Raw genomic sequence first — 26,479 nt, 5'->3', positions numbered from 1 at the left:
CGTGATGCGAACCGGGTGGCGCGCCGGGCTCGGCGACTTCTCGGACTGCCTGCTGGCCGGGCTGCTGGTCGCGCTGGCGTCGGTGCCGGTGGTGACGGCCGCCCCGGCGTTCGTGGCGGGCTGCCGGGTCCTGGACCGAACCCGGCACGGCATCGGAAGTCCACTGTGGACGACGTTCTGGGCGGACTTCCGCTCGGCGGCCCGCGGCGGGGTGGGCTTCGGGCTCGGGTGCCTGGCCGCGGTGGTGGCGTTCGCGGTGGACCTGGCGGTGGTGGCCGCGATGCCGGGGGCGGGGGTGCTGCGGCCGGCGTTGTGGGTACTGGCGGTGGCCGGTGCGGTGGTGGCGGTGCGAACGTGTGAGGTGATGGCCACGGGCGGCCCGGACTGGCGCCGGGCGGTCGTGACCGCGGCCCGGGAAACCGCCGCGGACCCCGAGAACGGCCTGCTGCTCGCCGTCGCGGCCGGCCTCGCGGTGCTGCTCGTCTGGATGCTGCCGATCCTGGCGCTCGTGGTGGCCGGGCCCCTCGCCCTGGCCGCCGTCGCGACCGGCGGCCGCCGGTGACGCCGGAGGTGGTCGTGTTCGGCACGGCCGGTTACGCGGCCCAGCACCTGCGCCGCGCCCGCGCCCGGCACGACCGCGGGGAACTCCGCCTCGCCGGCGCCTGCGACATCCGCGAACCCTCCGCTGAAGCCCGTGCCCTGCTGCCCGAAGGTGCGGTGATCACCAGGGACGCGGGCGAACTGCTCGCCCGCACCACCCCGGACATCGCCGTGGTGGCGACCCCGCCGCACACCCACCTGCTCCTGGCGAGGCTCGCGTTCGCCGCCGGCTGTCACCTGCTCGTCGAGAAACCGCCGGTGCTCGACCTCGCCGCCTTCGCCGAACTCACCGGTCTGGCCCACGGCCGCGCCTGCCAGACCGGGTTCCAGAGCTTCGGCTCCGCCGCGGTCCCGGTCGTGCGGGCCGCGATCGAGAGCGGGGCGATCGGCACGGTCACCGGGATCGCCGCCGCCGGGGCGTGGATCCGGCGGGACCGGTACTTCGCGCGCGCCGACTGGGCGGGCCGTCGCCGCGTCGGCGGGCAGCCGGTCGTGGACGGCACCCTGACCAACCCGTTCGCCCACGCCGTGGCGACGGCGTTGCTGGTCAACGGCACCGCCGAAGTGCTGCCCGAACGGATCGCCGTCGAGCTGTACCGCGCCCGGGACATCGAGTCGGACGAGACCGCCTGCGCGCGGCTGAGCTTCCCGGGCGCGCCGGACGTCGTCGTCGCGGCCACCCTCGACGCCGAAGCCGACCACGACCCGTACGTGCTGGTCCACGGCACGGAAGGGCAGATCCGCTGGCACTACAAGACGGACCTGCTCACCATCGACGGCGAACAGCGCCAGGTCGCCCCGCCGCGGGACCTGCTGGCCAACCTGGTCGCGCACGTCCGCGCGGGCGAGCCACTGCTGGCCCCACTGGCCGCCACCCGCGCGTTCACCGCCCTGGTGGCGGCCGTGCGGGACGCCCCCGAGCCGCTCCCACTGCCCGCCGCGTGGGTCGAGGCCGTGGGCACCGGGCCCGACCGGCACTTCGTCGTGCCCGGCATCGACCGGGACGTCGAGACCGCGGCCGAGCGGCTCGCGCTCTTCTCCGAACTCGCCCTGCCCTGGACCGGCGCGGCTCTCCCGGAACGAAAGAGGTGATGGCGGTGCGTCGCCACGCGATCGTCGGGCTGGGCTCGCGCGCCGAGCTGTTCGCCCGGGCACTGGCCGCGTCGCCGCGGGCGGAACTCGCGGCGTTCTGCGACCGCAACGAGACCCGCATGCGGGTCCACAACGGCTGGCTCGGCACGGAGATCCCCGCCTACCGGCCGGAGGACTTCACCGCCATGCTGGCGAAGGAACGCATCGACGTCGTCGTGGTGTGCACGCCCGACCACACGCACGCCGGGTACGTCGTCGCCGCGCTCGAGGCCGGCTGCGATGTCGTCACGGAGAAGCCGATGACCACCGACGTCGAGGGCGCCCGGGCGATCCTGGCGGCCCGGCGCGAGACCGGCCGCTCGGTGCGGGTGGCGTTCAACTACCGGTACAACCCGGTCCACCGCCGGGTCCGGGAGCTGCTGGACGGCGGAGCGATCGGGGAGATCGGCTCGGTCGAGTTCAGCTGGCTGCTCGACACCGCGCACGGCGCCGACTACTTCCGCCGCTGGCACCGCGAGAAGGCGAACTCCGGGGGCCTGCTCGTGCACAAGTCCGGCCACCACTTCGACCTGGTCAACTGGTGGCTCGGCCGCGGCCCCGAAACCGTGTTCGCGCTGGGCAGCCTGTTCTTCTACGGTGACAAAACCGGCCACCGGAGCGACCGGTTCGCGCTGGACCTCGACGCCGCACCCAAGCTGCGCGCGCTCTACCGCGACGCCGCACGCGAAGACGGTTACGTCCGGAACCAGGACGTGTTCGCACCCGGGGTCACCATCGAAGACGACCTCTCGGTGATCGTGCGCCACCACGGCGGGGCGGTGCTGAACTACCACCTGCACGCCTATTCACCGCGGGAGGGCTACCGCGTCGCCTTCTCCGGCAGCGAAGGACGGCTGGAGCTGGACGTCCGGGAGAACGAGTACGCCTCCGGCGCCGAGCCGGTGCCGAAGCGGGCGCGGGCCCGGCTGACCGTGCAGCGGCACTGGGAACCGCCGGGCACCGTCTTCGACGGACTCCTCGGCGAGGGCCACGGCGGCGGCGACGAGCGGATGCTCGCCGAACTGCTCGGCGACGCCGAACCGGACGCGCTCGGCTGCGCGGCCGGCCACGACGCCGGTCTCCAGGCCCTGCTCACCGGCCTGGCCGCGAACCGGTCCCTGGAAACCGGCCAGGCCGTGGCCGTCGAGGAGCTGCTGGAGGAGATCGGGGAACCGGCGTGAGCCGCGCCGCGGTGGGGGACGGCACGCCGGCGGTGACCGAGGAGCCCGACGGCCGGGTGTGCGTGCGCCTCGGCGACCTCGTGCTGGCCGAGTACGTCGTCGAGCCGCCGACACCCGCCGGGGACTCGCCCAAGCCGTACCTGCACCCGCTGCGCACCACCGCCGGGGAGGTCGTGACGGCGGTCCGGCCGCACGACCACACCTGGCACAACGGCCTGCAGTTCACCATGGCCCACCTCTCCGGCGAGAACTTCTGGGGCGGCCGCACCTACGTCCGCGGCCGGGGCTACACCCCGCTCGACAACAACGGCACCATCGGCCACGTCCGCTGGGAAGGCATCGACGACGCGGGTGGCCGGTGCGAGCTGCGGCACGAGCTGGCCTGGCGCACCGCGGGCGGCCGGCGCTGGCTCACCGAACACCGCACGCTGGGTTTCGGCGACGTCTCGCGGCGCGGCGGGCACTGGACGCTCACCTGGTCCAGCCGGCTGCGCAACACCAGCGGCCACGAACTGCGCTGGGGGAGCCCGGTCACCGAAGGGCGGGACACCGCAGGCTACGGCGGGCTGTTCTGGCGCGGGCCGCGCTCGTTCGTCGGCGGCACCGTCCGCACGCCGGACGGGAAGTCCGCGGCCGACGCGATGGGGCACCGGGCGCCGTGGCTCGCCTTCACCGGGCGGCACGACGAAAGCCTCCGGACCTCGACGCTGCTGTTCGCCGACAGCCCGGGCAACGCGGCCCACCCGACGGCCTGGTACGTGCGGGCCGAGCCGTTCCCCGTGGTCAGCTTCGCCGCCACCTACCACCGGCCGTGGCTGCTCGAACCGGACGAGGAACTGACCCTGACCCACCACGTCGTCGTCATCGACGGCGCCCCGGACACCGCCCGGCTGTCCGAGCTGGCCGCCCGGGCGGCCGAGGAGAGGAGCTGACATGCGCTGGACGGCTTTCGCGGGGTGTCTCGCCCTGCTCGGACTGACGGTGACCGCGGTACCCGCCCAAGCCCACGGCCGCGACCCCGGGCGGGTCGTGCTCGGCGCCCACGACGGCTGGGCCGCCGCGACCACCGGCACCACCGGCGGGTCGGCCGCCGCCCCCGCCGACGTCCGGACGGTGGCCAAGCGCTCCGAGCTCGCGGCCGCACTGGCCGCACACCCCGGCGCACCCAAGATCGTCTACGTCCGCGGCACCGTCGAGGGCAATGTGGACGCGGCCGACCGGCCCGTGAGCTGTGAAAGTTTCGCCGATCCCGGGTACAGCCTCCCGGCGTACCTGGCCGCCTACGACCCGGCCACCTGGGGGAGGGTGCCGCCGTCCGGGCCGCTGGAAGAAGCCCGCGAGCGGTCGCAGGCCAACCAGGCGAAGCAGGTCGTCCTCGACGTCGGCCCGAACACCACGATCGTCGGCCTGGGCGGGCACGCCACCCTGCACGGGCTGACCCTGCGCGTCACCGGGGACAACGTCATCCTGCGCAACCTGCGCTTCTCCGACGCCCACGACTGCTTCCCCCAGTGGGACCCCTCGACACCGCCGACGGCAACTGGAACTCCGAGTACGACAACGTCGACCTGGTCGGCGCGACCCACGTCTGGGTGGACCACAACGAGTTCGGCGACGGCGGGAACGACGAGCAGCCGGCGTACTTCGGCCGCAAGTACGAGGTCCACGACGGCCTGATCGACATCGTCAACGGCTCGGACCTGGTCACGGTGTCCTACAACCGGCTGCAGGACCACGACAAGACCATGCTGATCGGCAACACCGACAAGCCTGCCCACGACGTCGGCAAGCTGCGGGTCACCCTGCACCACAACCTGTTCTCCGAGATCGGGCAGCGCGCGCCCCGCGTGCGGTACGGCCAGGTGCACGTCTACGACAACCTCTACTCGGTCGAGGATCCGGCCGCCTACACGTATTCGCTCGGCGTGGGTGTGGAATCGCGGATCTACGCGGAAAACAACTTATTCCGGATCCCCGCCGGGCTGCCGCTGGGGCAGCTGGTGCACTACTGGAAGGGCACCGTGCTGCACGCGAGCGGCACCCTGGTGGCCCGGGGTGGCCAGTGGCCGCGCCCGGTCGATCTGCTGGCCGAATACAACGCCGCCAACGACCCGGATCTCGGATCGGACGTCGGGTGGACGCCGTCCCTCGTCGAACGCGTCGACCCCGCCTGGGCGGTCCCGGCCCTGGTGCTCGCCGGTGCCGGTCCCGGCCGCTGAACCTCCGACGGTTTCGCGGTTTTCGGCACGTGTTTTCTGAAAACGCTTCCTCCTCGGCGACCATCCGGGCGACATGCGTGCCGCTGCGGCGAACGACGTTGACACAGGCGCGTCCGCAACCCGAAACTCGGGTCGAGAAAGCGCTTTCACCACCCGGTCGGACGTTTTCCGTCAACGCCGATTGAAACTCGAGACCAGGGAGTGTCGCATGATTCCCCCCGTGATGGCCCGGATCACCCGGGCAGTGGCGGTCACCGCGCTCGCCGTTTCGGCGGCGGCCGGCACCGGCGCCACCGCGTCGGCCGCCTCGTGGCCGAGCCCGAGCACCAGCGTGCCGGTGGGCGCGACGATCAAGGTGACCAGCGGCACCTACGACGGCGGGCTCAAGCGGTTCTACGGCACCGGCGACCTCGGCAGCGGCGGTCAGGACGAAGGTCAGAGCCCGCTCTTCCAGCTGGCCGACGGCACCACCCTGAAGAACGTCGTCCTGGGCAGCCCCGCCGCCGACGGCGTGCACTGCCTCGGCACCTGCACGCTGCTCAACGTGTGGTGGGAGGACGTCGGCGAGGACGCCGCGACCTTCAAGGGCACCTCCGCCTCCCAGACGATGACCATCGACGGCGGCGGCGCGCGCAAGGCGTCGGACAAGGTGTTCCAGCACAACGGCCCCGGCACGATGTACATCCGCAACTTCCAGGTCGGCGACTTCGGCAAGCTGTACCGCTCCTGCGGCAACTGCAAAACGCAGTACAAGCGGAATGTCGTCGTGGACAACGTCACCGCCACCGTGCCCGGCAAGGCGCTCGTCGGCATCAACACCAACTACGGCGACACCGCCCGGCTGACCCGGATCACCATCTCCGGCGACTCCAGCCGCAAGATCGAGCCCTGCCAGAAGTACCAGGGCGTGACCAGCGGCGAGCCGACGAAGATCGGCACCGGCCCGGACGCGACGAACTGCCTCTACACCGCCGCCGACATCACCTACAAATAGGGGCGCGCCATGTTCGGCACACTGCTCGTCGCATCGGTGCTCGCGTCGCTGGCCGCTCCACCGGCCGGGGCGGCGGCGGCGAACGTCGTCGTGGCCGAGGACGGTTCCGGGAACTACCAGACCGTGCAGGCCGGGATCAACGCGGTTTCCGCCGGTGGCACCGTCTCGATCAAGCCCGGGACCTACCGGGAGGTCGTCTCGTTGCCGTCGGCCAAGACCGGGATCACCCTGCGCGGCACCACCGGCAACGCCGCCGACGTCGTCATCGACTACGACAACGCCAGCGGGACCAAGAAACCCGACGGCACGACGTACGGCACCTCCGGCAGCGCGACCGCGACGATCGCCGCGAACGGCTTCACCGCCACCGCGCTGACCTTCCGCAACTCCTTCGACCGCACCGCCCACCCGGAGATCAAGGACACCCAGGCCGTCGCGGTCAAGACCACCGGCGACCGGATGGTCTTCGACAACGTCACCTTCCTCGGGCACCAGGACACGCTGTACGCCGACACCGCGGCCGTCGGCACGACCGGGCGCCAGTACTACCGCAACTGCTCGATCAGCGGCGACGTCGACTTCCTCTTCGGCCGCGCCACCGCGGTGTTCGACCGGGCGACGATCACCGCGCTGGACCGCGGTTCCAGCAGCAACAACGGGTTCCTGACCGCGGCCAGCACCCGCCGCTCGAACCCGTACGGTTTCCTGGTCGTCGGCAGCAAGGTGCTCAGTCCGGCGGCCAACGCGAGCTTCTACCTCGGGCGGCCGTGGCACCCGAGCGGAGACGTCGACGCCGTCGCCCAGGTCCTGTTCCGCGAGACGTCCCTCCCGGCGGCGATCAAGCCGGCGCCGTGGACCGACATGTCGGGCTTCTCGTGGAAGGACGCCCGGTTCGGCGAATACCGCAACACCGGCCCGGGCGCGGGCACCGGCGCCGACCGGCCGCAGCTGTCCGCTGCGCAGGCCGCGAACTACACGCCGCAGAAGTACCTGGCGGGCGGTGACGGGTGGAACCCGGTGCACTGACGCCGTCGGGGCCGGGGCGGGGGAGACCCTCCGTCCGGCCCTTGACGCGCCGGGCCGTGACCACCGACCATGATCCGATCAGGAATTGTTAGCGCTAACAACGTCCAGGCTCGGCGCCGAACCGAGGACACCCCATGAAACTTCGCCGCCTTCCGGCTCTCGTCGCCGTCGCCACCGCCCTGCTGAGCGCGCCCGCCGCGCAAGCCGCGACCTACCCCGACCCCGGTTACGTCACCGGGGACATCGAGGCCGTGCACGACCCGGCGATGATCCGGGCGGCGGACGGCAGCTACCTGCTCTACTCCACCGACCAGTACCTGCAGATCCGCCGGTCGACCGACCGGATCCACTTCACGAGGATCGGCTCGGTCTGGCCGAACGGCGCGCCGTGGACCGCGCCCTTCACCGACCCGGCCAAGCCGGGGTACCTGTGGGCGCCGGACATCTCCTTCCACAACGGCAAGTACTACCTGTACTACGCGGCCTCGTCGTTCGGCTCCCGCAACTCGGCGATCTTCCTCGCCACCAGCAGCACCGGCCTGCCCGGCAGCTGGACCGACCAGGGCGTCGTCATCCAGACCAGCACCAGCGACGACTACAACGCGATCGACCCGAACCTGTTCGTCGACACCTCCGGCCGCTGGTGGCTCAGCTTCGGCTCCTGGTGGACCGGGATCAAGATGATCCGGCTCGACCCGGCCACCGGCAAGCGCAGCGCGAGCGACACCGCGCTGCGCGGCATCGCCCGGCGCACGGGCGGCACGACGGCCGAGGAAGCGCCCTTCATCGTCCAGCACGGCGGCTACTACTACCTGTTCGTCTCCTGGGACCTGTGCTGCCAGGGCACGAAGAGCACCTACCGCGTGATGGCCGGCCGCTCGACGTCGATCACCGGCCCGTACACCGATCGGGCCGGCGTCCGGATGACCGACGGCGGTGGCACGCAGATCCGCGCGAGCCACGGCGCCGTCCACGGCCCCGGCCACGTGGCCGTCGTCCACGACACCGACGCCGACGTGCTGGTCTACCACTACTACTTCTCGGACGCGACGCCGCTGACCGGCAAGCTCGGCATCAACCTCGTCGGCTACGACAGCGCCGGCTGGCCCTACGTGTACTGACCTCGTATAACGACCTATACGGCGCCCGTCGGGAAGGTGACCCATGCAGCGGTTCCTGTCGCTCCTGCTCGCCCTGCTCGCCACCACCGGGCTCGGGGCGGCGCCGGCGGCGGCCGTCCCGGCCGGGCACCGGATCACGTTCGACAGGTACTCGCTCCTGCTGGACGGCCACCGCCGGATCGTCTGGTCCGGCGAGTTCCACCCGTTCCGGCTGCCGAGCCCGGACCTGTGGCGGGACGTCCTGCAGAAGATGAAGGCGACCGGCTACAACGCGGTCTCGATCTACTTCGACTGGAACTACCACTCGCCCGCGCCCGGGGTGTACGACTTCACCGGCGTCCGGGACATGGACCGGGTGCTCGACCTCGCCGCCGAAGCGGGGCTGTACGTCATCGCGCGGCCCGGGCCGTACATCAACGCCGAGATCACCGGCGGCGGCTTCCCGGCCTGGCTGAGCACCCAGGCCGGCCGGGCGCGCAGCGACGCGCCCGGCTACCTCGCCGCGGCCGACGAATGGCTGACGCGGATCGACCGGATCATCGGCAGGCACCAGTACACCGACGGCCGCGGCCCGGTGATCCTGTACCAGATCGAGAACGAGCTGGCCGCGACCGGCGCTTCGCAGCGCAACTACGTCGCGCACCTCCACGACAAGGTGCGGGCCGACGGGATCACCGTCCCGGTCTTCCACAACGACAAGGGGCGCAACGGGATCTGGGTGCCGCCGGGCGCCGGGGTGCCCGGCACCGTGGAGGGCCAGGTCGACCTCTACGCCTTCGACGGCTACCCGGGCGGCACCTGCCGGACCGACGCGACGCCGGGCAACCCGAGCGTCGCGCCGGACTGGGGGACCTACGGGCCGGGCGGGGCGAAGGGCGGCGCGAGCGCGTCGCCGAACACGCCGGGGTTCGTCGCCGAGTTCGGCGGCGGCTGGTTCGACTACTGGGGCAGCAACGGCACCTACCCGTGCACCGCGGTGCGGCAGGGCCCGGGCTACGAGCGCGTCTTCTACGGCACCAACCTGGCGAACGGCCTGACCCTGCAGAACTTCTACATGACCTTCGGCGGCACGTCGTGGGGCGGGCTCCCGGCGCCGGTGGTCTACAGCTCCTACGACTACGGCGCGGCGATCGACGAGGGCCGCCAGCTGCGGCCGAAGGCGTCGACGATGAAGGAGATCGGGTCGTTCCTGGCCACCGTCCCGGATCTGGCCGAGATGGACCGCGGGGCGCCGGTGACGCCGTCGTCGGCCGCGGTGAAGGTCCACCACAACGTCAACCCGGACACCGGGGTGCACTTCTGCCTGCCGGTGCACACCCCGTCGAACGCCACGACCGATGACGCCTTCACCTTCCCGTTGTCCACATCGGACGGTGAGTACACGGTTCCGCTGCGGCTGGCCGGCCAGGACGCCAAGTTCCTGATGGCGGACTTCGACGTCGCGGGCCAGCACCTGGTGTACTCGACGTCGGAACTGATGGCCCGGGCCGCCGGGACCCTGCTGCTGCACGGACGGCCGGGGGAGGACGGCGAGACGGTGCTGCGGTACCCGGCGCGGCCGCGCGTGGACGTCCTCGCCGGGTCCGTCACCACGACCTGGTCCGGGAACGACCTGCGGCTGAACTACCGCCACGACGGGCTCGCGCGGGTCCGGATCAGCGGCGGCGGCCGCCCGGCTGTCACGCTGCTGCTCGCCGAAGACGCCGTGGCGGACACGTTCTGGCCGGTGGACGGCTTGCTCGTGCGCGGGCCGGACCTGGTGCGGACCGCACGGGCGGGCTTCGCGCTGACCGGCGACACGAAGGCACCGAGGGACCTCGAGGTGTGGGGTGCCCGCGGCCCGCTGCTGTGGTGGAACGGCGCCCCGGTGCCGGTGCGGCCCACGGCGTCGGGCAGCGTCCTGGCGCTGCGGCCGCTGCCCGGACCGGCCGACCCGCGGCTGCCGGAGCTCACGGGCTGGCGCTCGGCGCCCGGTTCGCCGGAAGCCGCACCGGGCTTCGACGACTCGGCCTGGCCGGTGGCGGACCGGACCACGACGAACAGCACCACCCCGCCACCGGCCGGGCAGCCGGTGCTGACCGCCGACGACTACGGCTTCGGCGTCGGCGACGTCTGGTACCGGGGGCGGATCACCGGAACGCCGGGGGAGCGGGTCGGCCTGCGCTACGGCGGCGGGGGCGCGGGGATGCTCCAGGCGTGGCTGGACGGCCGGTACCTGGGCCAGCACGTCCTGCCGTCCGCGTCGGCGGCCCCGCCGACGACGGGCACCGCGGAGTTCACCGTGCCCGAAGACCTGCGTGGCGACGGCCCGCACGTGCTCTCGGTGATGGTCCGGAACAACGGCCACAACGAGGACGGCGGCGTCAACGACGCGCACAAGGAGGGCCGCGGCCTCATCTCGACGACGCTGGGCGGCGTGGCGTGGAAGCTGAAGGGCGGCACAGCGGACCCGGTCCGCGGCCCGCTGAACGGCGGCGCGTTGGCGAACGGCCGGCACCTCCCGGGCTTCCCGGACCGCACCTGGACCCCGGCGGCGGTGCCCGCGGCGACGGCCGACCCGGGGACGACGTGGTACCGCACGACGTTCTCGCTGCACGTCCCGCGCGACCAGGACACCTCGGTGGGCTTGACGATCGGCGACCCGGCGAAGCCCCGCTCCGGCGGCCGGTACCGGGTGCTGGTGTTCCTCAACGGCTGGAACGTCGGGCAATACATCGGGGACGTCGGGCCGCAGCACACGTTCGTGCTGCCGGACGGGATCCTGGACCCGCACGGCCGCAACAGCCTGGCCCTGGCGGTGACCAGCGACGGCGGCCCGGGCAACGGCCTGGAGAAGGTCGCGCTGACGGATCTGGGCACGGCGCGGGGAGGGGTGCCGGTCCGGCCGGTGTACTCACCGGGGTGGCGACCGTCGCTGTGACGGCCCGCAGCGGGCGTGCGTTCGGCTCGGCTTCGCGGCCGAAGGAGCTCGCGGCGGCGGAACACCGCCGCGCTCGATGGGCGGTCGGCGTTGCGGCGGCCGGACATCACCGCCCGCCGAACGTCCGCGCCTCCTCATCGGCTGCCGCCAGCTCGCGTTCCGCGGCCGCCGCGTCTCCCGGACCGCCTCGGCGCAGCAACGCGTCCGCATGCCGGCGTCGCGAGAACACCGCCGCCGGCCAGTGCCCGAGCGCCAGGTTGTGCCGCACCGCCGCCCTCAGGTGCGTCACCGCGCGGTCCGGGTCGCCCGCCGTCAACGCCGTCGTCCCCAGCGGGTGCTGGACCGAGCCGAAGCAGGCGATGCCCAAGCTCGCCATCGCCGGCAGCTGGCCGAACGGGGCCAGCAGCTCGTGGATCCGCGCCGCCGTGGACGCGTCGCCGAGCAGGTGGGCCGTCTCGGCCGCGCCGCACAACGACGTCAGCCAGGTGCTCGACCGCGGCAGCGCGCCCAGGTCCTCCCCGCACAGCCGGGCCAGTGCGCCCGCGGCCGTGCGGCGGTCGCCCGCCGAGGCCGCGGCCACCGCCAGTGCCGCGTAGTAGGAGTTGTCGATCGGGCTGAGCGTCGGCGAGTGCATCAGGCCGTCGAGCACCGGCACCAGCTCGCCGAGCCGGCCCTGGAACCAGCGGATCGCCACCAGCTGGGCGCCGTACCAGCCGAGCGCGTCGAAGTCGCCCGCCGCCCGGCCGACCTCGGCGCACGCCTGCGCCCCGGCTTCGGCCTCGCGGAACCGGCCGGCGCGGATGGCCAGCATGACCTTGACCGCGTCCGCCACGAACCCGGCCGCCAGGTGCTTGCGCTCGGCGAGCAGGTCGTCGAGCTCGCCGAGCCGGCGCTCGGCGTGCGGGTCGCCGGCCAGGAACAGGTCGACGGTCTCCCACAGCACACCCATCACCAGGTCGGTGCGCCGGCCCGAGCGGGCGCTCACCCCGACCAGCTCGGTCGCGAGAGCGTGCCGCAGCGCCGTGTGGTCCGGCCCGAGCAGGCAGTGGTGGGCCAGGCTGAGCGCCTCGGCGTGCGCGACCGGGTCGTCCGCCGCCCGCGTGCGGACGGCCACCGCGAGGATCCGGTCGTGCCGGCCCGCTTCGTAGTCCAGCTCCGCCGCCAGCCGCGCCTGCAGCCGGTGGGCCAGCGACGAGCCGGGCTCCACCTGCTCCAGCGCGAACCGCAGCCGCGTCAGCAGGGACGCCGCCGCGACGGCCGTCCGGTGCTCGTGCACCCACACCCCGCCGAGGCCGAGGGCCGCGCGGCCGAGCACGACGGCGTCCCCGGCGCGCTCGGCCTGCACGTACGCGGTTTCGAAGTGTTCCCGGCTGGTCCGCAGGTCGCCGTCCTCCAACAGCGCGTGCTCGCCGGCGGTGAGCGCGTCGCCGGGCGCGGTCGCCACCGCGGTCGCGCGAGCGGCCAGCAGCGCCGGGTCGTGGGCGAGCACCCGGCGGTGCACCTGCGCCAGCACCGGTGACGGCTCCACGCCGGACGCGCTGATCAGCCCGTGCCGGGCCCGGCGGAACGCCTCCAGGGCGTCGCTCTGCCGCCCGGCCCGGTAGAGCGCCGTCATCAGCTGCGCCCACAGCCGTTCGTGGCCGGGGAACGCGGCGGTGAGCGCCTCCAGCTCGGCGATCAGCCCGGTGTCCTCGCCGGCCGCGAGGTCGGCGTCGATCCGGTCCTGGACGGCGTTGTGGCGCAGCCGGTCGAGCCGGACCCGTTCCGCCACCAGGGTTTCCACGTCGCCGAACTCCTCGTAGGCGGTGTGGCCGCGCCACAGGCCGAGCGCGGCGGCCAGCCGCTCACGGGCGGCGGCCGATTCCCCGGCGGCCAGCACCCGTCGCCCCTCGGCGGCGAGGCTTTCGAACCGCGCGGCGTCGAGGGCCTGCGGTGCGAGGTGCAGGACGTACCCGGGCGGCCGGGTCAGGATCGCCTCCTGGCCGAGCGCGCCGCGCAGCCGCGAGAGGTACGTCCGCACCGTGCGGCCGGCGTGCGCGGGTGCTTCTTCGCCCCAGAGTGCCCGGCCCAGCGAGGCGACGCTGACCACCCGGCCCGCCTCCGCCGCCAGCACCGCCAGCAGGGTCCGCAGCCGCGGACCCCCGACGTCCCGCGGCTCGCCGTCCAGCCGCACTTCGAACGGTCCCAGCACCCCGAGGTCCACCCCGCCCATGCCCGCCCCTCCGCAACGCCGCTACCGCGCGCGTTCGCGTACAGGAGCGGTCCGGGCCACCCGGGATACGTCTACGGCCGGATGAATCTCCGTCGACGATCTGTCGATGGATCGTCGACGGGCGCTGCGAGTGTCGGTGTCGCGGACGGAGGAGTCCGCGGCTACCGGTTCTTCGGGAGGAAGTCCATGAAACGCATGATTCGGGGTCTCGCACCGGTTTTCGCCCTCGCGGCGACGGGGGCGGCGGTGCTGGCGGGCGCACCGGCGGCGAACGCGGCGCCGGCGCACGCGGCGGCGCTCGAGGTGAAGAGCGCGACGTGGGGCCAGCTGCACGTCGGTGACTGCGAGCAGGACAACGGCACCATCGTGCTCCGCTCGGACGGCACGGGCGACTGGAGCGCGACCACGCTGACCTTCCAGACGCACACCGGCGACGTCTGGCACTCCAGCTTCGACTTCAAGACCACGGCCGGGACGAAGCTGTTCTCGGCGGGCACGTTCGACAGCCCGGTGATGAACGACGGCAACCCGCCGCCGCGGTACTTCTGGTCGAAGCACTTCACTTACGACGCGGCGCTCTTCGGTGCTGTCGACATCTTCAAGACGATCCAGCACTCGAGCTGCTGATCCCGGGGTGAGAACCGCCCTGGGTCACGGCTCACCGCGACCCAGGGCGGCGCCCGCGACGACCCCGCCGGATCGAGGAGGCGCCGGCCCCGCCGACGGGGCCGGTTCGGCGCGCGTGATCCTCGATCCGGCGGTCAGCTGATCGGCACCGTCGCGGTGCAGGAGCTCGTGCCGTTGTCGAAGGTCGCCGCCGCGGTGCCGGCGGACGATGCCGGCACCGTCGTGGTCGTCGGCACCGCGAAGGTGGTGTTCCCGGTCGTCGCCGAGGTCTGGGAGAACACCGTGTGCGTGGTCGTTCCGGTGCGGTAGGAGATCCGCAGGGAGACCTTGCCCGCGACGTCGCCGATGTACGGCCCCGACGTGGTGTAGCCGCCGACGATGCGGAAGTCGAAGCCGACGCTCTCGTACCGGAGGGTGAGCGTGCCGCTGAAGGCGTCCGCCTTGCAGATCGCCGACCGCTGGATGATCGTCGCCGCCTGGGCGGGGGCCACCAGGACCGTCGCACCGGCCAGCAGCGCCACCAGTCCGGCCTGAACCGCAGTCTTCATCTTCGTCCTCCCTCGGGTCCGCCCGCCATCCTGCCGGGTCCGGCTTCCGTTCCGCTTCCCCTCATCCGGTGGTGCGGACGAGGTGGACGGGACAGGCGGCGTGGGAACCCGCCGCGGCCGCGGTCGCCGAGGACGCTCAGCCGGGCGGCCGCGCTGCGCTCGCGCAGTGAGCCGCCGGTGCCCGCCTCTCCAGGCCCACCCCCTCCCAGAACCCCACAGCCCCGACCCTCCAGGTACGCGAACCGACCCTCCAGGTACGCGAACCGACCCTCCAGGTACGCAAGCCGACCCTCCCGGTGCGCGTGTCGTCCGGTCGGGTACGCGTGTCGTCCGGTCGCGGACAGCAGGCGCGTCCGGCAAGATCTGCGTCCGGCGAGACCTGCGGTGGCCGGAAGGAGCCCGATGGCGGTGGTGGTCTTGGCGGCGGCGGTGCTCGGCCTGCTCGTCGGGTCGTTCCTCAACGTCGTGATCCACCGGGTGCCGCGCGGCGAGTCCGTCGTCCGGCCGCCGTCGCGCTGTCCGGACTGCGGGCAGGAGATCAAACCCCGGCACAACGTCCCCGTCTTCGGCTGGCTCGTCCTGCGCGGCCGGTGCGCGGGCTGCGGTGCCCGGATCAGCGTCCGGTACCCACTGGTCGAGCTCGGCACCGGCGTCCTGTTCGCGCTGCTGGCCCTGCGGCTCGACCCGCCGGACCTGCCCGCCTTCCTCTACTTCGGCGCGATCGGCGTCGCCCTCGCCCTGATCGACCTCGACTGCCGCCGCCTGCCGAACGCGATCGTGCTGCCGTCCTACCCGGTGCTGGTCGTCCTGCTGACCGCGTCGGCCTGGTGGCGCGGCGACTGGTGGGCGCTCGCCCGCGCCGGGATCGGCGGCGCCGCCCTGTTCGCCTTCTACCTCCTCCTCGCGCTGGCCTACCCGGCGGGCATGGGCTTCGGCGACGTCCGGCTCGCGGGCATCCTCGGCGGGATCCTCGCCTACCTCTCCTGGGGGACGCTGGTGGTCGGCGCGTTCGGCGGGTTCCTGCTCGGTGCGGTCGCCGGCGTCGTCGTGCTGGCCACCGGCAAGGGCGGCCGCAAGACGGCGCTGCCGTTCGGGCCGTTCATGATCGCCGCGGCCCTGGTGGCGATCTTCGCGGCCGGCCCGCTCGGCCAGGCCTACCAGCGGCTGACCGGCCTGGCCTGAGCCGTCACCGGTTCCCCGACCAGCTCAGCACCGACACCTGCCGCGCCCCGGCCACCGGGTTCGTCGGATCACCGTCCACATAGGCCACCCGGGCCCGGGCCACCGGGCACCACCCGGAGTGCACGTGGCCGCACCGGGGCACACGTAGGCGGACAGGTAGACGCCGAAGACGAAGCCGGGCGAGTCGTCCGGCACCTCGATGACCGCGCCGGTGAACGTCACGCTCCCGGTTTCCTTCACCCACAGGGACCGCGCGACGACGCCGAAGCGGAAGATCGGCTCGGTCGCGTTGTTCAGCGTGACGTCCAGGACGGCCTTCGGCGCGTACGTCGTCCCCTGCACGTAGAACCGGTTCCCGGAGTTGTTGACCGCGGTCACCAGGGCGCACGCGGCACTGCTCGGGTACATCAGCTGCGTGCACCCGTTCTCCGCGCGCAGGGCAGGCGGGGTGTAGTCGAGCACCAGTTGCAACGCATCGACCTGCTCTGTGCCCTTGTGCTTCAAGGCCGCGGTGTAGCTCAGCTGCGCGCCGGTGAAGGTGCCGTCGTACACCTGTTGCGAGAGCGCGGCCGAGGTTACGTCGACGAGATCGGTGTGCAGCGAGTTGTCCGAATACGAAGGCACCTTGTACGGGTCGCCGGTGGTCCCGCCCGCCGGAGTGACCTGGACAGTGAGGTTGTCCTGGGTGGACCCGCCGTCGTTGCCGTGCCGGACGCGCACCTGTGCGGATTTGAGGATCGAGCCCGCCGGAATCGCCGCGGGTGGGGTGTAGCCGGTCGCGGTCACCGCGGCGCTCTGGTTGCCACCGGCGTTGTTGGTCCACGTGGCAAGATTGCCATCCACAGTGGACAAACTGCCGGCCGGGGCGGTGGTGAACGTGCCGCCCGGTGTGCCGGTGGGAACGAGTGTCGTCGTCACCGGCGCGTCCGCGCCCGAGGCCAGCCCGTAGAGGGCGACCGGCGGCCGGTCCGCGCTGTAGGTGCCGCAGATCTCCACCTGGCCCGCCTTCACCGCCAGCCTGCTGTCGCCGCCGAAGACGAACTGGACGCCGGACGCCTTCGGGTCGTCGATCGGGTTGTCGCAGGCACCCGGGATCTGCGCCGGCACCGGCGGCTTGGCGATGACCCGCTTGCTGCCGTCCACCGGCGTGCCCGCGACGAGGTAGCCGTTGTCGACCGTCCACACGTCGTCGCCGCCGGGCAGCGACGGCGGCCGGACCGCGGCGCTGTTGCGGAAGTCGAAGTAGTACGTGCCGGGGGTGAACCAGAACGTGCTGTCCTTGCACCTGCTGCTGCTGGACATCATCGCCGACAGCCCGGCCGCGTCGTCGTAGAGCCCGGGCTGGAAGGTGACCAGCGAACCGGCCTTGGTGCACGGCGGCAGCGCCTGCCGCGGCGGCACGGAGGTCAACGCGGGGGTGTAGCCGGGATCCGCACCGAGGCTCGAACCGCCGTAGCCGCACGAAGGCGCGGGCGTACTGCTGATCGTGCCCGAGCACGCGCCGCGCGCGTACACCGCGGTGTTCGTGTCGAGCGAGCCGTTGACCACGCGAATGTTCGAGTTCGAGTACACGATGCCGTGGACGCGGAACGACGAACCGGTCGGCTGCTGGATGTTCAGCCCGTCCTCGCCGCCGGTGCCCAGGGTGAGGATCGCGTTGCCCGGCCGGTTGCACACGCTCAGCGACGGGCACTGGATCCGCACCTTCGCCGGGTCGGCGGTGCACGACACGGCGGCCGAGCCGCCACCGCCGAAGTTCGGCAGGGTCAGCGTGTCGGACCCGCCGAAGCAGTGCTCGCCTGCCGCACCGGTGAACGTGCTGGTGCGGATGGCGTTGATCCCCGCCTGCAGCGCGCCGTCGGCGGTGTAGGCGGCCGCGGCCTGGTCGCGCAGGTTCACCGTGGTGCGGACGCCGGTGTCGGCGAAGGACAGCAGCGCGCCGAGCACCACCGCGACCACCGTGACCAGGATGAGCACCAGCGGCAGCGCGGCTCCGGCGTCGTCGCCCTTCCACCGGCGGTTCATGTCTGCCTCCGTTGCCCGAACAGGGTGATGGGGTAGGGGTCGGCGTTGCGCGCGACGGCGGTGAAGGTCAGCTTCACCCACAGCGGCACGGCGGCCGCGGTGCACGCGCTGGAGCACGTCACCGCGGGCGTGGCCGGGTCGACGTTGTGCGCGACGACCGAGTCGGACAGCGGCGCGGAATCGAGGCAGCGCAACCGGTGCAGCTCGGTGCCCGTCAGGTAGTAGGCGACGATCGCGGTGCGCCGGGTCGCGGCCGGCGTACTGGTGTCCCAGTCGTCGGACAGCAGCCGCACCAGGGAAACGGGTGTCGCGGCGGTGCCGCAGACCTGGCCGCCGCTGCCGTAGCCGGCCCCGAGCTGGATCGACGGCGAGTACGGCACCTGGCCGCTGCCCACCGACCCGGAGTAGTCCCGCAGGCCGACCGCGGCGACGTCCTGGGCGAAGAACGCCGCGCTCTGCTGGGCGTCGTGCGACACCGCGAGCCGCGCGGACGTGGCATCGGTGTTGCGGATCGAGACGATCACCGCGTTGGCGACCGGCGCCACGACCACGCCCAGGATGACGACGACGATCAGCAGCTCCACCAGCGTGAACCCGGCGTCGGACCGGCGGCTCAGCACAGCGCCTCCCCGAGCCCGCACCGCTTGCGCACCACGACCTCCAGGCGTTCGCTCGCCCGCCCGTCGCCGCTGGCGACCTGCAGGGTCACCTGCTGCAGCCCGGTGTCGGTGCCGCAGGTCGCCGACCACGCCGAGCCGGTCCAGTACTTCACCGACGACACCGCGCTGGTGAACCCCGGCGGCAGGGTGAACCCGGCCGGCGCGGCGTACTTCGCGGGCGCCGCGCAGGCGAAGTAGCCGCCCGCCATCACCTGGTTCTCGACCGCCTCGCCGAAGTCGCGCACCCCGGCACCGGCGGTGGCCTGCTTGCGGTGGACGTCGGACATGAACACGCTGACGCCGATGCCGCCGACGATCGCCACGACCGCGATACCCAGGATCGCGACCGCGACCAGCAGCTCCAGCAGGGTCTCGCCCCGGTCGTCGGTCCTCATCAGACGTGCACCTGGCCGAAGATCCCGTACATCGCCGAGACGAGCGCGACCGCCACGAACCCGACGACCAGGCCCATCACCACGATCACGGCCGGTTCGAACAGCGCGGTGAGCTTCTTCAGCCGGTAGTCCAGCTCGCCTTCGTAGTACTGGGCGGTGACCTCGAGCTGGGTGTCGAGGGTGCCGGTGTCCTCGCCGACGCGGATCATCTGCGCCGCGGTCACCGGGAACAGCCCGGAGCCGGTGAGCGGGCGGGCCAGGCCCTCGCCGTTCAGCACGGCCTGCGCGACCCGGCCGAGCGCCCGCATGAACACGCGGTTGCGCAGCGAGTCCGTCGCGACCCGCAGGGCCTCCGGCAGCGGCACCCCGGCGCTCACCATCGACGACAGGATCCGGCAGAACCGCTCGACCAGCGCGTGCCGCACGGTCGGGCCGATCGCCGGGACGCCGAGCAGCACGCGGTCGCGGGCGTACCGGCCGCCGGGCGTGCGCACGGCGACGAGGTAGGACACGGTGAGCAGGAGCAGGCCGGCCAGCAGCGCCCACCACCACCGGCCCAGGAAGTCGGTGACGGCCAGCAGCATCCGCGTCGGCAACGGCAGCTTCGCGTTGAGGCTGGCGAAGAAGACCTTGAACCGCGGCAGCACGAAGGTGGCGAGCACGACGACGGTGACGACCGACATCAGCGCGATCATCGCCGGGTAGATCAGCGCGGCCTTGATCTTGCGCCGCGCTTCGAGGTCGCGCTCGAGGTAATCGGCCAGCTGGTCGAGGACCTGGTCGAGCTGCCCGGTGAGCTCCGCCGAGCGCAGGATCTCCCGGTAGAACTCGGGGAAGATCTTCGGGTGCCGGTCGATGCAGTCGGAAAGCCGGTCGCCGCCGCGCAGGCCCTGTTCGACGTCCCGCAGCATCCGGGCCACCGTCGAGTTCGCGGCCTCCTCGCCGAGGATCCGGACGGCGTCGATGAGCGGCAGCCCGGCCCGGACGAACGCGCCGAGCTGGCGCGAGAGGTGCATGACGACCTCGCGCTTGACCCGCGGCGCGGTCAGCTCCCGGCTCAGCACGCTCTTCTTCTCGGTGACCTCGATGTCCCGCAGCTCGCGTTCGTAGAGCGCGAGGACGGCGGAATCGGCGTCGGCGGCCTTCTGCACCCCGCGGGTGCGCTGCCCGTCCGGGCCGGTGGCGACGTAGGCGTACCGGTTCATCGCGCCCCTCCGGTGAGGTAGATCGACCGCAGCACCTCGGCCGGGGTGGTGACGCCCTCGGCCACCAGCCGCAGCGCCTCGTCCTGCAGCGTCCGCATGCCTTCCTTGCGGGCCAGCTCGTGCACCTCGCGGTGCGGCGCGCTCTCCAGCACCAGCGTCCGGATCCCTTCGCTGACCGGCATCAGCTCGTAGACGCCGGTGCGGTCGAGGAACCCGGTCTGCGCGCAGAAGTTGCAGCCGGCCCCGCGGACGTACCCGCCCGCCGGCTCGTCAGCGCCGAGGGAGTCCATGAAGGACAGTTCTTCGGCCGAGGGCGCGTAGTACTCCCGGCAGCGCAGGCAGATCCGCCGGACCAGGCGCTGGGCGAGCACCGCGGTGACCGACGACGCCACGAGGAAGTTCTCGATCCCCATGTCCAGCAGCCGGTGCAGCGCCGAGGCGGCGTCGGTGGCGTGCAGCGAGGAGAGCACGAAGTGGCCGGTGAGCGCGGACTGCACGGCGATGCGTGCGGTGTCGACGTCCCGGACCTCGCCGACCAGGATGACGTCCGGGTCCTGCCGCAGGATCGACTTGAGGCCGTCGGCGAAGGTGACGCCGGTCTGCTCGTTGATCTGGATCTGGTTGATCGAGGACATCGTGTACTCGACGGGGTCCTCGATGGTCATGATGTTGCGTTCGCTGCTGTCGAGCTCGCCCAGCGAGCCGTAGAGCGTCGTGGTCTTGCCGCTGCCGGTCGGGCCGGCGCAGATCACCATGCCGTAGGGCGACTGCAGCACCGCCGTGTAGCGTTCGGCCATCCCGGCGGGCATGCCCAGCTGGGGCAGCCGGAACAGCGGGCGGCTCTTGTCGAGCAGCCGCAGCACGACCTTCTCACCGCCCACGACCGGCGTGCTGGCCACCCGGATGTCCACCGGCCGGTCTTCGACGTCCATGCTGATCTGGCCGTCCTGCGGGCGGCGGCGCTCGACGATGTTCATGCCGGCGAGGATCTTGATCCGGCTGGTCACCGCCGGGCCCATCGAGCCGGGCAGGTCGAGGACGTCGTGCAGGACGCCGTCGATGCGGTAGCGCACCCGGATCCGCTCGGCCTGCGGCTCGACGTGGATGTCGGAGGCGCGGTCGCGCAGTGCCTGCTTGATCATCAGGGCGACGACGTGCACGACCGGCGCGTCGTCGTTCGCCGTGGCCGGAGCTTCGGCGCGGGCGGCGTCGCGGCGCACGGCGTCGCGGGCTTCGAACGCCTTGACCTGCTGGTCGACGCCGGTGAGCGCCCGGTAGGTCCGCCCGATGGTGGCCAGGATGTCCGCGCGGTCGGCGACGGCGACGGTCACCGGGCGGCCGAGGGCCGCCTGCAGCGCCGGGGCGGTGGCGGCGTCGGCCACGGCGACCAGCACGGTGTCCTCGCGGACGGTCAGGGGGATCGCGCAGAGCTCGCGGGCCTTCGCCTCGCCGAGCAGGTCGGCGGCGGCGCGGTCCGGCGTGACCGTGCGCAGGTCGACCGACCGGGGCTGGGTGCGGATTCTCATGCCGGCACGCTCCGGGGCAGCGGCCGCGGATCGATGTCCTGCGGGTGCAGGCTGCGGGCGGCGGCGTCGGCGGGGGTGACCAGCCCGGCGGCGACCAGCTGGGACAGCGACTGCTCCAGCGTCACCATGCCTTCGCGGCGCCCGGTCACCAGCGCGTTGCGCAGCTGGTGCGGCTTCCCCTCCTTGATGAGGTTGCGCACGGCGGTGTTGGCCACCAGCACCTCGAAGGCGGCGACGAGGCCGCCGCCGACGCGGGGGAGCAGCCGCTGGTGGACGATCCCGGTGAGCGCGGCGGCGAGCTGGACGCGGACCTGTTCCTGCTGGCCCGCCGGGAAGACGTCGATCATCCGCGCGAGGGACTGCGCGGTGTCGTTGGTGTGCAGCGTGGCGAAGACCAGGTGCCCGGTCTCGGCGATGGTGAGGGCGAAGCGGATCGAGTCGAGGTCACGCATCTCGCCGACCATCAGCACGTCGGGGTCCTCCCGCAGCGCACTGCGCAGGGCCGCGGGGAAGGACTCGGTGTCGGTGCCGACCTCCCGCTGGTTGACCGCGGAACGCCGGTGTTCGTGGACGTACTCGATCGGGTCCTCGACGGTGAGGATGTGGCACGCGCGTTCGCTGTTGATCCGGTCGATGACGGCGGCGAGCGTGGTCGACTTCCCGGAGCCGGTCGGCCCGGTGACGAGCACGAGACCCTGGTGCCGTCGCGCGAAGTCGGCCAGGACGGGCGGCAGGCCGAGATCGGCCATGCCGGGGATCCGGCGCGGGATCATCCGCAGCGCGACGACGGTCTCCCCGCGCTGGGTGAAGGCGTTGCCGCGGACGCGGGCTTCGTCGCGCCAGCCGAAGGAGAAGTCGAATTCGCGGGCGGTGCTCCAGGTGAGGGCCTGGTCGTCGGTGAGGAGCTCGGCGAGCAGCGCGCGCGTGTCGTCACCGGTGAGGACGGGGTGGCCGGGGACCGCGGAGAGGTCACCGTGCACGCGCAGCTGGGGCGGCAGTCCGGCGGTGAGCAGCAAGTCGGTGCCGCGCGCCTGCCAGAGTGCCTCGAGCAGGCCGTCGACGCGGCTGCCGATCTGGGTGAGCATGGGATCCTCCGGGGCGAGGGTGTGTGCCGCGGGGTGGGTCGCCCCACCCCGCGGAGCGGATCAGTGGGTGCAGGCGCCGGAAGCCGTGACGACACCGGCGGTGATGGCGATCGTGTAGCCGTTGGTGGTCGACGGCTCGTCCTTCAGGTAACCGGCGGTCTTCAGCGCGGCCGGGCTGGCGGCGTGACCGCCGGTCTTGGCGTAGAACGCCTCGTTGGCGGTCTCGACGCTCTTCCAGTCGGCGTTGCAGGCGGCGGCCTTGCCGTCACCGTTGAACGCCTGCACCGCGAACACGACGACCCCGGCGAGCACGCCCAGGATCACGACGACGATGAGCAGTTCGATGAGGGTGAAGCCGTCCTCGTTCGCGCGGGCGGCACGCAGGTTCTCCAGCATGGTTCTTTCCTTTGCGTTGCAGGGTTTGGGTGGCGTTCCGGGATCAGCAGGCGGGCACCTCCGGAGAACGGGGTCCCCGCCACGCGCCGAGGGCCGCACGCACGCTCACGTACGTGGTCCTGTTGTTGCTGAGCAGGGAGACGGTGGTCGTGGTGTTCGTGGTGGTCATGCTGTTGGTGGGGCTGTTCGGCGTGAGCGAGGTCAGCACCTCGAAGCCCTGCGGTAGGGCGGCCGGGTAAGCCCAGGTGAGCGTGGCGGTGGGACCGCTGCCGCTGTTGTTGCACTTCGGGTTGGTGAGGGTCGGCTTGGCGATGTCCGGCAGCGTCCCGGCCACCGCGTATCCCGTGCCGGAGCCGGACTTCAGCCAGGCCGCCTCCGCCCTCGCGGCACCCACCGCGACCAGGCCGCTGATCACCGTGGTCCAGGAAGCCGCCACCAGCACCGCCGCGAAAACCACCCGGTTCGCGCTCATCCGCTCACCACCGTGACCGTCACCGGGATCGAGAACAGCGCACCCTGGCAGCCGTCGTCCGAGGTCGGGCCCATCGAGACCGCGCCCGCCAGGGTGAGGGTTGCGTTCCCGTTGGCGGGCACCGGCAGGCTCAGCGTCGTCTGCGCGGTCCAGCTCACGCCGGTCGCCGTGCAGGTGCCCGTTCCACCGGAGCCGGTCGGCGTCCCGTTGGCGACGATGCTGTTGACCTTGACCGGGTACGGGTTCGGGTTGTTCACCAGGACCTTGGCCTCCCCGGCCGGTCCGCCGGGGTAGAGCAGGTTGCTGGTGAAGGCCGCGGCCGTCAGTGCCGTGGTCGTCGGAGCGGCTGCCGTGCCGGCCTTCGCGTTCGCGGCACCCGAACCGGAGCTCGTCCACGCCGCGACGGCGATCCCGCCGCCCAGCGTCGCGCCGACCACCGTGGTGACCACGAGCACGCGGCGCAGGGTCGGGTTCTTCATGGCTTGACCGCCGTTCCTGTGTACGTCAGGGGAAAGGTGACCGACCGGCACGCGTCGGGGGTGCCGGGCAGCATGCGGGTGGTGAGGGCGACGTCGGCGGTGCCGTTGGCGGGCACCGTCACCGGCCGGGGAAGTGCGTCGACCTGCACCGAGGACGCCGGGCAGGCCGGGACGGGCCGCCCGCGGCTGTCGTTGGGTTTGCCGACCGCGGCCGTCACGGTCTGGACGAGGATGGGGAAGTTTTCGGTGTTGGCCAGCCGGATCCACCGGTTCCCGGTCGCGCCGGGCACGAGCGCGGTGGCCCGGCCGGGCACGTCGGCGATGCCGAACTGCTTGCTGCCGTTGCCGTTCGCGGTGTTCGCCGCCGGCGCCGGGCCGATCGCGAACCACGTGAGCACGACGGCCGCGAGCGCGCCCGCCGGAACACCGCTGCGCCACCTGGACATCGGGGTCCCTTCCGGGAAGGGCGGGGCGGCGCGCGCCGCCCCGCCGGCGGGTCAGGAGGCGTTCGAGGCGAGGGTGGCGGTGAGCGGCAGGACGAAGGTCACGCTCTTGCAGGCGTCGGTGGCGCCGGCGCTCATGGTCGCGTGCAGGGTGTAGGTCTTGGAGCCACCGGCGGCGATGGTGCCGGTCGTGTCCGCGGGCGCGGGGCTCGTGACGGTGCCGGCGGCGCAGCTGCCGACCGCGTTCGAGGTGCCGGCGCTGATCCCGGTGACCACGACGGGGTAGTCGTTCGGGTTGTTGACGGTCACGGTGAAGTCGGTGCCGCCGCCCGGGTAGAGCGCACTGCCCGAGCCCGCCGGCGTGATCGTCGAGTTGACCGACGTGGTCGAGGAGACCGAGCCGGTGCCGGAGCCGGTGCTCGTCCAGGCCGCGTAGGCGACACCGGCGACGGCCACCGCCCCGACGGCGCCGAGGACGATCGCGGACCGCTTGCTGATCTTGCGCATGAGGTTCTCCTGGAAGCTGTTTCATCGGGAAGGCCGGTGCCCGGTCGCGGTCCGGCTGGTCCGTGAGGACCGTCACGAAGAGTGTGCGAATTCCGCGGCGATCTTCTCCCCGGGCGACCGGCCCGACTGCGAAGGCCGGAGGTCCCTTGCTCTTTTCGGTCCAACCTGTTACGCGCGCGCAATCGAGCCACGGCGAGGTTGTTCCACGCCGGGCGAGTTCCGATGCGGGACCGTGACCTGCGGTTTTCATGACCCGTTCGGCCGAATGGCGGAGACCCTCCCGTGATCTTCCGTGGCCTGCTCGCGGTCTTGGCCAGTGGCTCCGGTGGAGCGCTGCAGGCGCTCGGGCGGGTACTACTTTGCGTGACAATTCGCCGCGTGTTGAGTCATATTTGAACGCGTTCAACTCTTCCGGTACGGTGGAACCGGGGCGGGAGGGGTGGCATGAAGATCGTGATTCCGGGTGGGACCGGGCACCTGGGCCGGGTGCTGAGCCGCGCGCTGGCGGGGCAGGGGCACGAGGTCGTGGTGCTGACGCGGCGGGAGGCGCGGCCGGAGCCGGGGGTGCGCCACGTCCGGTGGGACGGCCGCAGCGCGGGCCCGTGGACGGCCGAGCTCGACGGGAGCGACGTCGTGCTCAACCTGGCCGGCCGGTCGGTGAACTGCCGGTACACCGCGGCGAACCTGCGCGAAATGCTGAACTCCCGCGTCGATTCGGCCCGGGTGGTCGGCGGCGCGATCGCCCGCGCGGCCCGGCCACCGTCGGTGTGGCTGCAGATGAGCACCGCGACGATCTACGCGCACCGGCTGGACGCACCGAACGACGAGGATACGGGCATCCTGGGCGGCGACGAGCCGGACGTGCCGGCGTACTGGTCGTACAGCGTCGACATCGCGAAGGCGTGGGAGCGCGAGCAGCGCGTGGCGGCCACGCCGGGGACGCGCAAGGTGGCCCTGCGCACGGCGATGGTGATGAGCCCGGAGCCGGGCGGGGCGCTGGCGATGCTGCTGCGCCTGACCCGCCTGGGTCTGGGTGGCCCGGTGGCGGGCGGCGGCCAGTACATGTCGTGGATCCACGAGGACGACCTGGTCCGGGCGATCGGCTTCCTGATCGAGGGCGAACTGAGCGGCCCGGTGAACCTGGCCGCTCCGGAACCACTGCCGTACGCCGACTTCCTCCGCACCCTCCGCGCGGCGGCGGGGGTCCCGCTGGGCCTGCCGGCGACGAAGTGGATGGCGGAGATCGGGGCGTTCCTGCTCCGCAGCGACACCGAGCTCCTGCTGAAGAGCCGCCGGGTGACCCCGGGCAGGTTGACGGAGGCGGGCTTCGAGTTCGAGTACCCGACCTGGCCGCCCGCGGCCGAGGACCTGGTCCGACGATCCCGCCGGCCCGCGAAGACAACCACCTGACCGCGGCCCGCGCCGAGCCGACCGCCCAGGTACGCAACCCGACCCTTCCGGTACGCAAGCCGACCGCCCAGGTACGCGAGCCGACGGTTCGGGTACGCAACCCGATGCTTCCGGTA

26 protein-coding genes are annotated in these 26,479 nt (G+C 72.6%); 13 read left to right on the top strand and 13 right to left on the bottom strand.

Annotated elements, in window-relative coordinates; all coding sequences use genetic code 11:
• Positions 1-4: 4 nt before the first annotated feature.
• The 10 genes from HUT10_RS03535 (at position 5) to HUT10_RS03495 (ending at position 11,192) form a co-directional block, all read left to right on the top strand.
• Entirely contained in the window at positions 5-562 is a 558-nt protein-coding gene (locus HUT10_RS03535; protein ID WP_176169835.1) for a DUF624 domain-containing protein, read from the top strand.
• Positions 559-1,692, top strand: coding sequence for a Gfo/Idh/MocA family protein (locus HUT10_RS03530; RefSeq protein ID WP_176169834.1), 1,134 nt, complete (start codon positions 559-561; stop codon positions 1,690-1,692). Before HUT10_RS03535 ends, HUT10_RS03530 begins: the two co-directional genes overlap by 4 nt.
• The gene (locus tag HUT10_RS03525; protein WP_176169833.1) at positions 1,692-2,912 is read left to right on the top strand and encodes a Gfo/Idh/MocA family protein; all 1,221 of its coding nucleotides are present in this window, start codon (positions 1,692-1,694) and stop codon (positions 2,910-2,912) included. Before HUT10_RS03530 ends, HUT10_RS03525 begins: the two co-directional genes overlap by 1 nt.
• Positions 2,909-3,844 carry a PmoA family protein gene (locus HUT10_RS03520; protein ID WP_176169832.1) on the top strand — a complete coding sequence of 312 codons (936 nt, stop codon included), beginning with the start codon at positions 2,909-2,911 and terminating at the stop codon, positions 3,842-3,844. The genes HUT10_RS03525 and HUT10_RS03520 overlap by 4 nt, the downstream gene beginning before the upstream one ends.
• 49 nt (positions 3,845-3,893) lie before the next feature.
• Positions 3,894-4,589 (top strand): hypothetical protein, encoded by a 696-nt coding sequence (locus HUT10_RS50445; protein ID WP_254896660.1) that lies wholly within the window; start codon positions 3,894-3,896, stop codon positions 4,587-4,589.
• The gene (locus tag HUT10_RS50440) at positions 4,505-5,131 is read left to right on the top strand and encodes a polysaccharide lyase family 1 protein (RefSeq protein WP_254896659.1); all 627 of its coding nucleotides are present in this window, start codon (positions 4,505-4,507) and stop codon (positions 5,129-5,131) included. Before HUT10_RS50445 ends, HUT10_RS50440 begins: the two co-directional genes overlap by 85 nt.
• A 223-nt stretch (positions 5,132-5,354) precedes the next feature.
• Positions 5,355-6,125: a pectate lyase gene (locus HUT10_RS03510; protein WP_176177653.1), complete on the top strand. Its 771-nt coding sequence runs from the start codon at positions 5,355-5,357 to the stop codon at positions 6,123-6,125.
• A 9-nt stretch (positions 6,126-6,134) separates the two neighbouring features.
• Positions 6,135-7,151: a pectinesterase family protein gene (locus HUT10_RS03505; protein WP_176169831.1), complete on the top strand. Its 1,017-nt coding sequence runs from the start codon at positions 6,135-6,137 to the stop codon at positions 7,149-7,151.
• A gap of 134 nt (positions 7,152-7,285) precedes the next feature.
• Positions 7,286-8,272 carry an arabinan endo-1,5-alpha-L-arabinosidase gene (locus HUT10_RS03500; RefSeq protein ID WP_176169830.1) on the top strand — a complete coding sequence of 329 codons (987 nt, stop codon included), beginning with the start codon at positions 7,286-7,288 and terminating at the stop codon, positions 8,270-8,272.
• Positions 8,273-8,315: 43 nt separating this feature from the next.
• A complete protein-coding gene (locus HUT10_RS03495; protein WP_176169829.1) occupies positions 8,316-11,192 on the top strand; it encodes a beta-galactosidase in 2,877 nt (958 codons plus the stop codon).
• 106 nt (positions 11,193-11,298) lie between these two features.
• Here HUT10_RS03495 and HUT10_RS03490 read toward each other — a convergent pair whose 3' ends face one another.
• Positions 11,299-13,404, bottom strand: coding sequence for an AfsR/SARP family transcriptional regulator (locus tag HUT10_RS03490; protein ID WP_176169828.1), 2,106 nt, complete (start codon positions 13,402-13,404; stop codon positions 11,299-11,301).
• Between the two features lie 186 nt (positions 13,405-13,590).
• Between HUT10_RS03490 and HUT10_RS03485 the strand changes: the two genes are divergently transcribed.
• Positions 13,591-14,031 (top strand): DUF6294 family protein, encoded by a 441-nt coding sequence (locus HUT10_RS03485; protein WP_176169827.1) that lies wholly within the window; start codon positions 13,591-13,593, stop codon positions 14,029-14,031.
• Between the two features lie 134 nt (positions 14,032-14,165).
• Here HUT10_RS03485 and HUT10_RS03480 read toward each other — a convergent pair whose 3' ends face one another.
• Positions 14,166-14,579, bottom strand: coding sequence for a hypothetical protein (locus HUT10_RS03480; RefSeq protein ID WP_176169826.1), 414 nt, complete (start codon positions 14,577-14,579; stop codon positions 14,166-14,168).
• 402 nt (positions 14,580-14,981) lie between these two features.
• Here HUT10_RS03480 and HUT10_RS03475 point away from each other — a divergent pair, with 402 nt between their 5' ends.
• Positions 14,982-15,761: an A24 family peptidase gene (locus HUT10_RS03475; protein ID WP_176169825.1), complete on the top strand. Its 780-nt coding sequence runs from the start codon at positions 14,982-14,984 to the stop codon at positions 15,759-15,761.
• A 24-nt stretch (positions 15,762-15,785) separates the two neighbouring features.
• Here the strand turns inward: HUT10_RS03475 and HUT10_RS03470 are convergent, their stop codons facing one another.
• From HUT10_RS03470 to HUT10_RS03420, 11 genes are read right to left on the bottom strand one after another with little or no spacing between them, the layout of a single operon-like run.
• Positions 15,786-17,786 carry a hypothetical protein gene (locus HUT10_RS03470; RefSeq protein WP_254896657.1) on the bottom strand — a complete coding sequence of 667 codons (2,001 nt, stop codon included), beginning with the start codon at positions 17,784-17,786 and terminating at the stop codon, positions 15,786-15,788.
• Positions 17,783-18,406 (bottom strand): prepilin-type N-terminal cleavage/methylation domain-containing protein, encoded by a 624-nt coding sequence (locus tag HUT10_RS03465; RefSeq protein WP_176169824.1) that lies wholly within the window; start codon positions 18,404-18,406, stop codon positions 17,783-17,785. Before HUT10_RS03465 ends, HUT10_RS03470 begins: the two co-directional genes overlap by 4 nt.
• On the bottom strand, positions 18,400-18,840 hold the full coding sequence (locus HUT10_RS03460; protein ID WP_176169823.1) for a prepilin-type N-terminal cleavage/methylation domain-containing protein: 441 nt from the start codon (positions 18,838-18,840) through the stop codon (positions 18,400-18,402). Before HUT10_RS03460 ends, HUT10_RS03465 begins: the two co-directional genes overlap by 7 nt.
• A complete protein-coding gene (locus HUT10_RS03455; protein ID WP_176169822.1) occupies positions 18,840-20,045 on the bottom strand; it encodes a type II secretion system F family protein in 1,206 nt (401 codons plus the stop codon). Before HUT10_RS03455 ends, HUT10_RS03460 begins: the two co-directional genes overlap by 1 nt.
• Positions 20,042-21,571: a GspE/PulE family protein gene (locus HUT10_RS03450; RefSeq protein WP_176169821.1), complete on the bottom strand. Its 1,530-nt coding sequence runs from the start codon at positions 21,569-21,571 to the stop codon at positions 20,042-20,044. Before HUT10_RS03450 ends, HUT10_RS03455 begins: the two co-directional genes overlap by 4 nt.
• Entirely contained in the window at positions 21,568-22,656 is a 1,089-nt protein-coding gene (locus HUT10_RS03445; RefSeq protein WP_176169820.1) for a type IV pilus twitching motility protein PilT, read from the bottom strand. Before HUT10_RS03445 ends, HUT10_RS03450 begins: the two co-directional genes overlap by 4 nt.
• A 60-nt stretch (positions 22,657-22,716) precedes the next feature.
• Positions 22,717-23,052, bottom strand: a complete 336-nt coding sequence (locus HUT10_RS03440) for a competence type IV pilus major pilin ComGC (protein ID WP_176169819.1) — start codon at positions 23,050-23,052, stop codon at positions 22,717-22,719.
• A gap of 43 nt (positions 23,053-23,095) precedes the next feature.
• Positions 23,096-23,524 (bottom strand): hypothetical protein, encoded by a 429-nt coding sequence (locus HUT10_RS03435; protein WP_176169818.1) that lies wholly within the window; start codon positions 23,522-23,524, stop codon positions 23,096-23,098.
• A complete protein-coding gene (locus HUT10_RS03430) occupies positions 23,521-24,003 on the bottom strand; it encodes a hypothetical protein (RefSeq protein WP_176169817.1) in 483 nt (160 codons plus the stop codon). Before HUT10_RS03430 ends, HUT10_RS03435 begins: the two co-directional genes overlap by 4 nt.
• Complete coding sequence (locus tag HUT10_RS03425; protein WP_176169816.1) at positions 24,000-24,449, bottom strand: hypothetical protein; 450 nt, start codon at positions 24,447-24,449, stop codon at positions 24,000-24,002. Before HUT10_RS03425 ends, HUT10_RS03430 begins: the two co-directional genes overlap by 4 nt.
• Before the next feature lie 51 nt (positions 24,450-24,500).
• Complete coding sequence (locus tag HUT10_RS03420) at positions 24,501-24,953, bottom strand: hypothetical protein (RefSeq protein WP_176169815.1); 453 nt, start codon at positions 24,951-24,953, stop codon at positions 24,501-24,503.
• Between the two features lie 444 nt (positions 24,954-25,397).
• Between HUT10_RS03420 and HUT10_RS03415 the strand changes: the two genes are divergently transcribed.
• A complete protein-coding gene (locus HUT10_RS03415) occupies positions 25,398-26,363 on the top strand; it encodes a TIGR01777 family oxidoreductase (RefSeq protein WP_176169814.1) in 966 nt (321 codons plus the stop codon).
• Positions 26,364-26,479 lie beyond the last annotated feature (116 nt).

The sequence above is a fragment of the Amycolatopsis sp. Hca4 genome, from assembly GCF_013364075.1.
Lineage (GTDB): Bacteria > Actinomycetota > Actinomycetes > Mycobacteriales > Pseudonocardiaceae > Amycolatopsis.
This window is presented reverse-complemented; position numbering and strand designations above follow the sequence as displayed.

What these genes read in the sequence shown, in the direction of transcription:
- HUT10_RS03490 (WP_176169828.1), bottom strand. Translation starts at nt 13,404, where the DNA reads ATGGGCGGGGTGGACCTCGGGGTGCTGGGACCGTTCGAAGTGCGGCTG.
- HUT10_RS03510 (WP_176177653.1), top strand. Translation starts at nt 5,355, where the DNA reads ATGGCCCGGATCACCCGGGCAGTGGCGGTCACCGCGCTCGCCGTTTCG.
- HUT10_RS03425 (WP_176169816.1), bottom strand. Translation starts at nt 24,449, where the DNA reads ATGTCCAGGTGGCGCAGCGGTGTTCCGGCGGGCGCGCTCGCGGCCGTC.
- HUT10_RS03450 (WP_176169821.1), bottom strand. Translation starts at nt 21,571, where the DNA reads ATGAGAATCCGCACCCAGCCCCGGTCGGTCGACCTGCGCACGGTCACG.
- HUT10_RS03455 (WP_176169822.1), bottom strand. Translation starts at nt 20,045, where the DNA reads ATGAACCGGTACGCCTACGTCGCCACCGGCCCGGACGGGCAGCGCACC.
- HUT10_RS03470 (WP_254896657.1), bottom strand. Translation starts at nt 17,786, where the DNA reads ATGAACCGCCGGTGGAAGGGCGACGACGCCGGAGCCGCGCTGCCGCTG.
- HUT10_RS03475 (WP_176169825.1), top strand. Translation starts at nt 14,982, where the DNA reads ATGGCGGTGGTGGTCTTGGCGGCGGCGGTGCTCGGCCTGCTCGTCGGG.
- HUT10_RS03525 (WP_176169833.1), top strand. Translation starts at nt 1,692, where the DNA reads ATGGCGGTGCGTCGCCACGCGATCGTCGGGCTGGGCTCGCGCGCCGAG.
- HUT10_RS03495 (WP_176169829.1), top strand. Translation starts at nt 8,316, where the DNA reads ATGCAGCGGTTCCTGTCGCTCCTGCTCGCCCTGCTCGCCACCACCGGG.
- HUT10_RS03485 (WP_176169827.1), top strand. Translation starts at nt 13,591, where the DNA reads ATGAAACGCATGATTCGGGGTCTCGCACCGGTTTTCGCCCTCGCGGCG.
- HUT10_RS03480 (WP_176169826.1), bottom strand. Translation starts at nt 14,579, where the DNA reads ATGAAGACTGCGGTTCAGGCCGGACTGGTGGCGCTGCTGGCCGGTGCG.
- HUT10_RS03430 (WP_176169817.1), bottom strand. Translation starts at nt 24,003, where the DNA reads ATGAAGAACCCGACCCTGCGCCGCGTGCTCGTGGTCACCACGGTGGTC.
- HUT10_RS03505 (WP_176169831.1), top strand. Translation starts at nt 6,135, where the DNA reads ATGTTCGGCACACTGCTCGTCGCATCGGTGCTCGCGTCGCTGGCCGCT.
- HUT10_RS03535 (WP_176169835.1), top strand. Translation starts at nt 5, where the DNA reads ATGCGAACCGGGTGGCGCGCCGGGCTCGGCGACTTCTCGGACTGCCTG.
- HUT10_RS03460 (WP_176169823.1), bottom strand. Translation starts at nt 18,840, where the DNA reads ATGAGGACCGACGACCGGGGCGAGACCCTGCTGGAGCTGCTGGTCGCG.
- HUT10_RS03420 (WP_176169815.1), bottom strand. Translation starts at nt 24,953, where the DNA reads ATGCGCAAGATCAGCAAGCGGTCCGCGATCGTCCTCGGCGCCGTCGGG.
- HUT10_RS03440 (WP_176169819.1), bottom strand. Translation starts at nt 23,052, where the DNA reads ATGCTGGAGAACCTGCGTGCCGCCCGCGCGAACGAGGACGGCTTCACC.
- HUT10_RS03435 (WP_176169818.1), bottom strand. Translation starts at nt 23,524, where the DNA reads ATGAGCGCGAACCGGGTGGTTTTCGCGGCGGTGCTGGTGGCGGCTTCC.
- HUT10_RS03415 (WP_176169814.1), top strand. Translation starts at nt 25,398, where the DNA reads ATGAAGATCGTGATTCCGGGTGGGACCGGGCACCTGGGCCGGGTGCTG.
- HUT10_RS03445 (WP_176169820.1), bottom strand. Translation starts at nt 22,656, where the DNA reads ATGCTCACCCAGATCGGCAGCCGCGTCGACGGCCTGCTCGAGGCACTC.
- HUT10_RS03500 (WP_176169830.1), top strand. Translation starts at nt 7,286, where the DNA reads ATGAAACTTCGCCGCCTTCCGGCTCTCGTCGCCGTCGCCACCGCCCTG.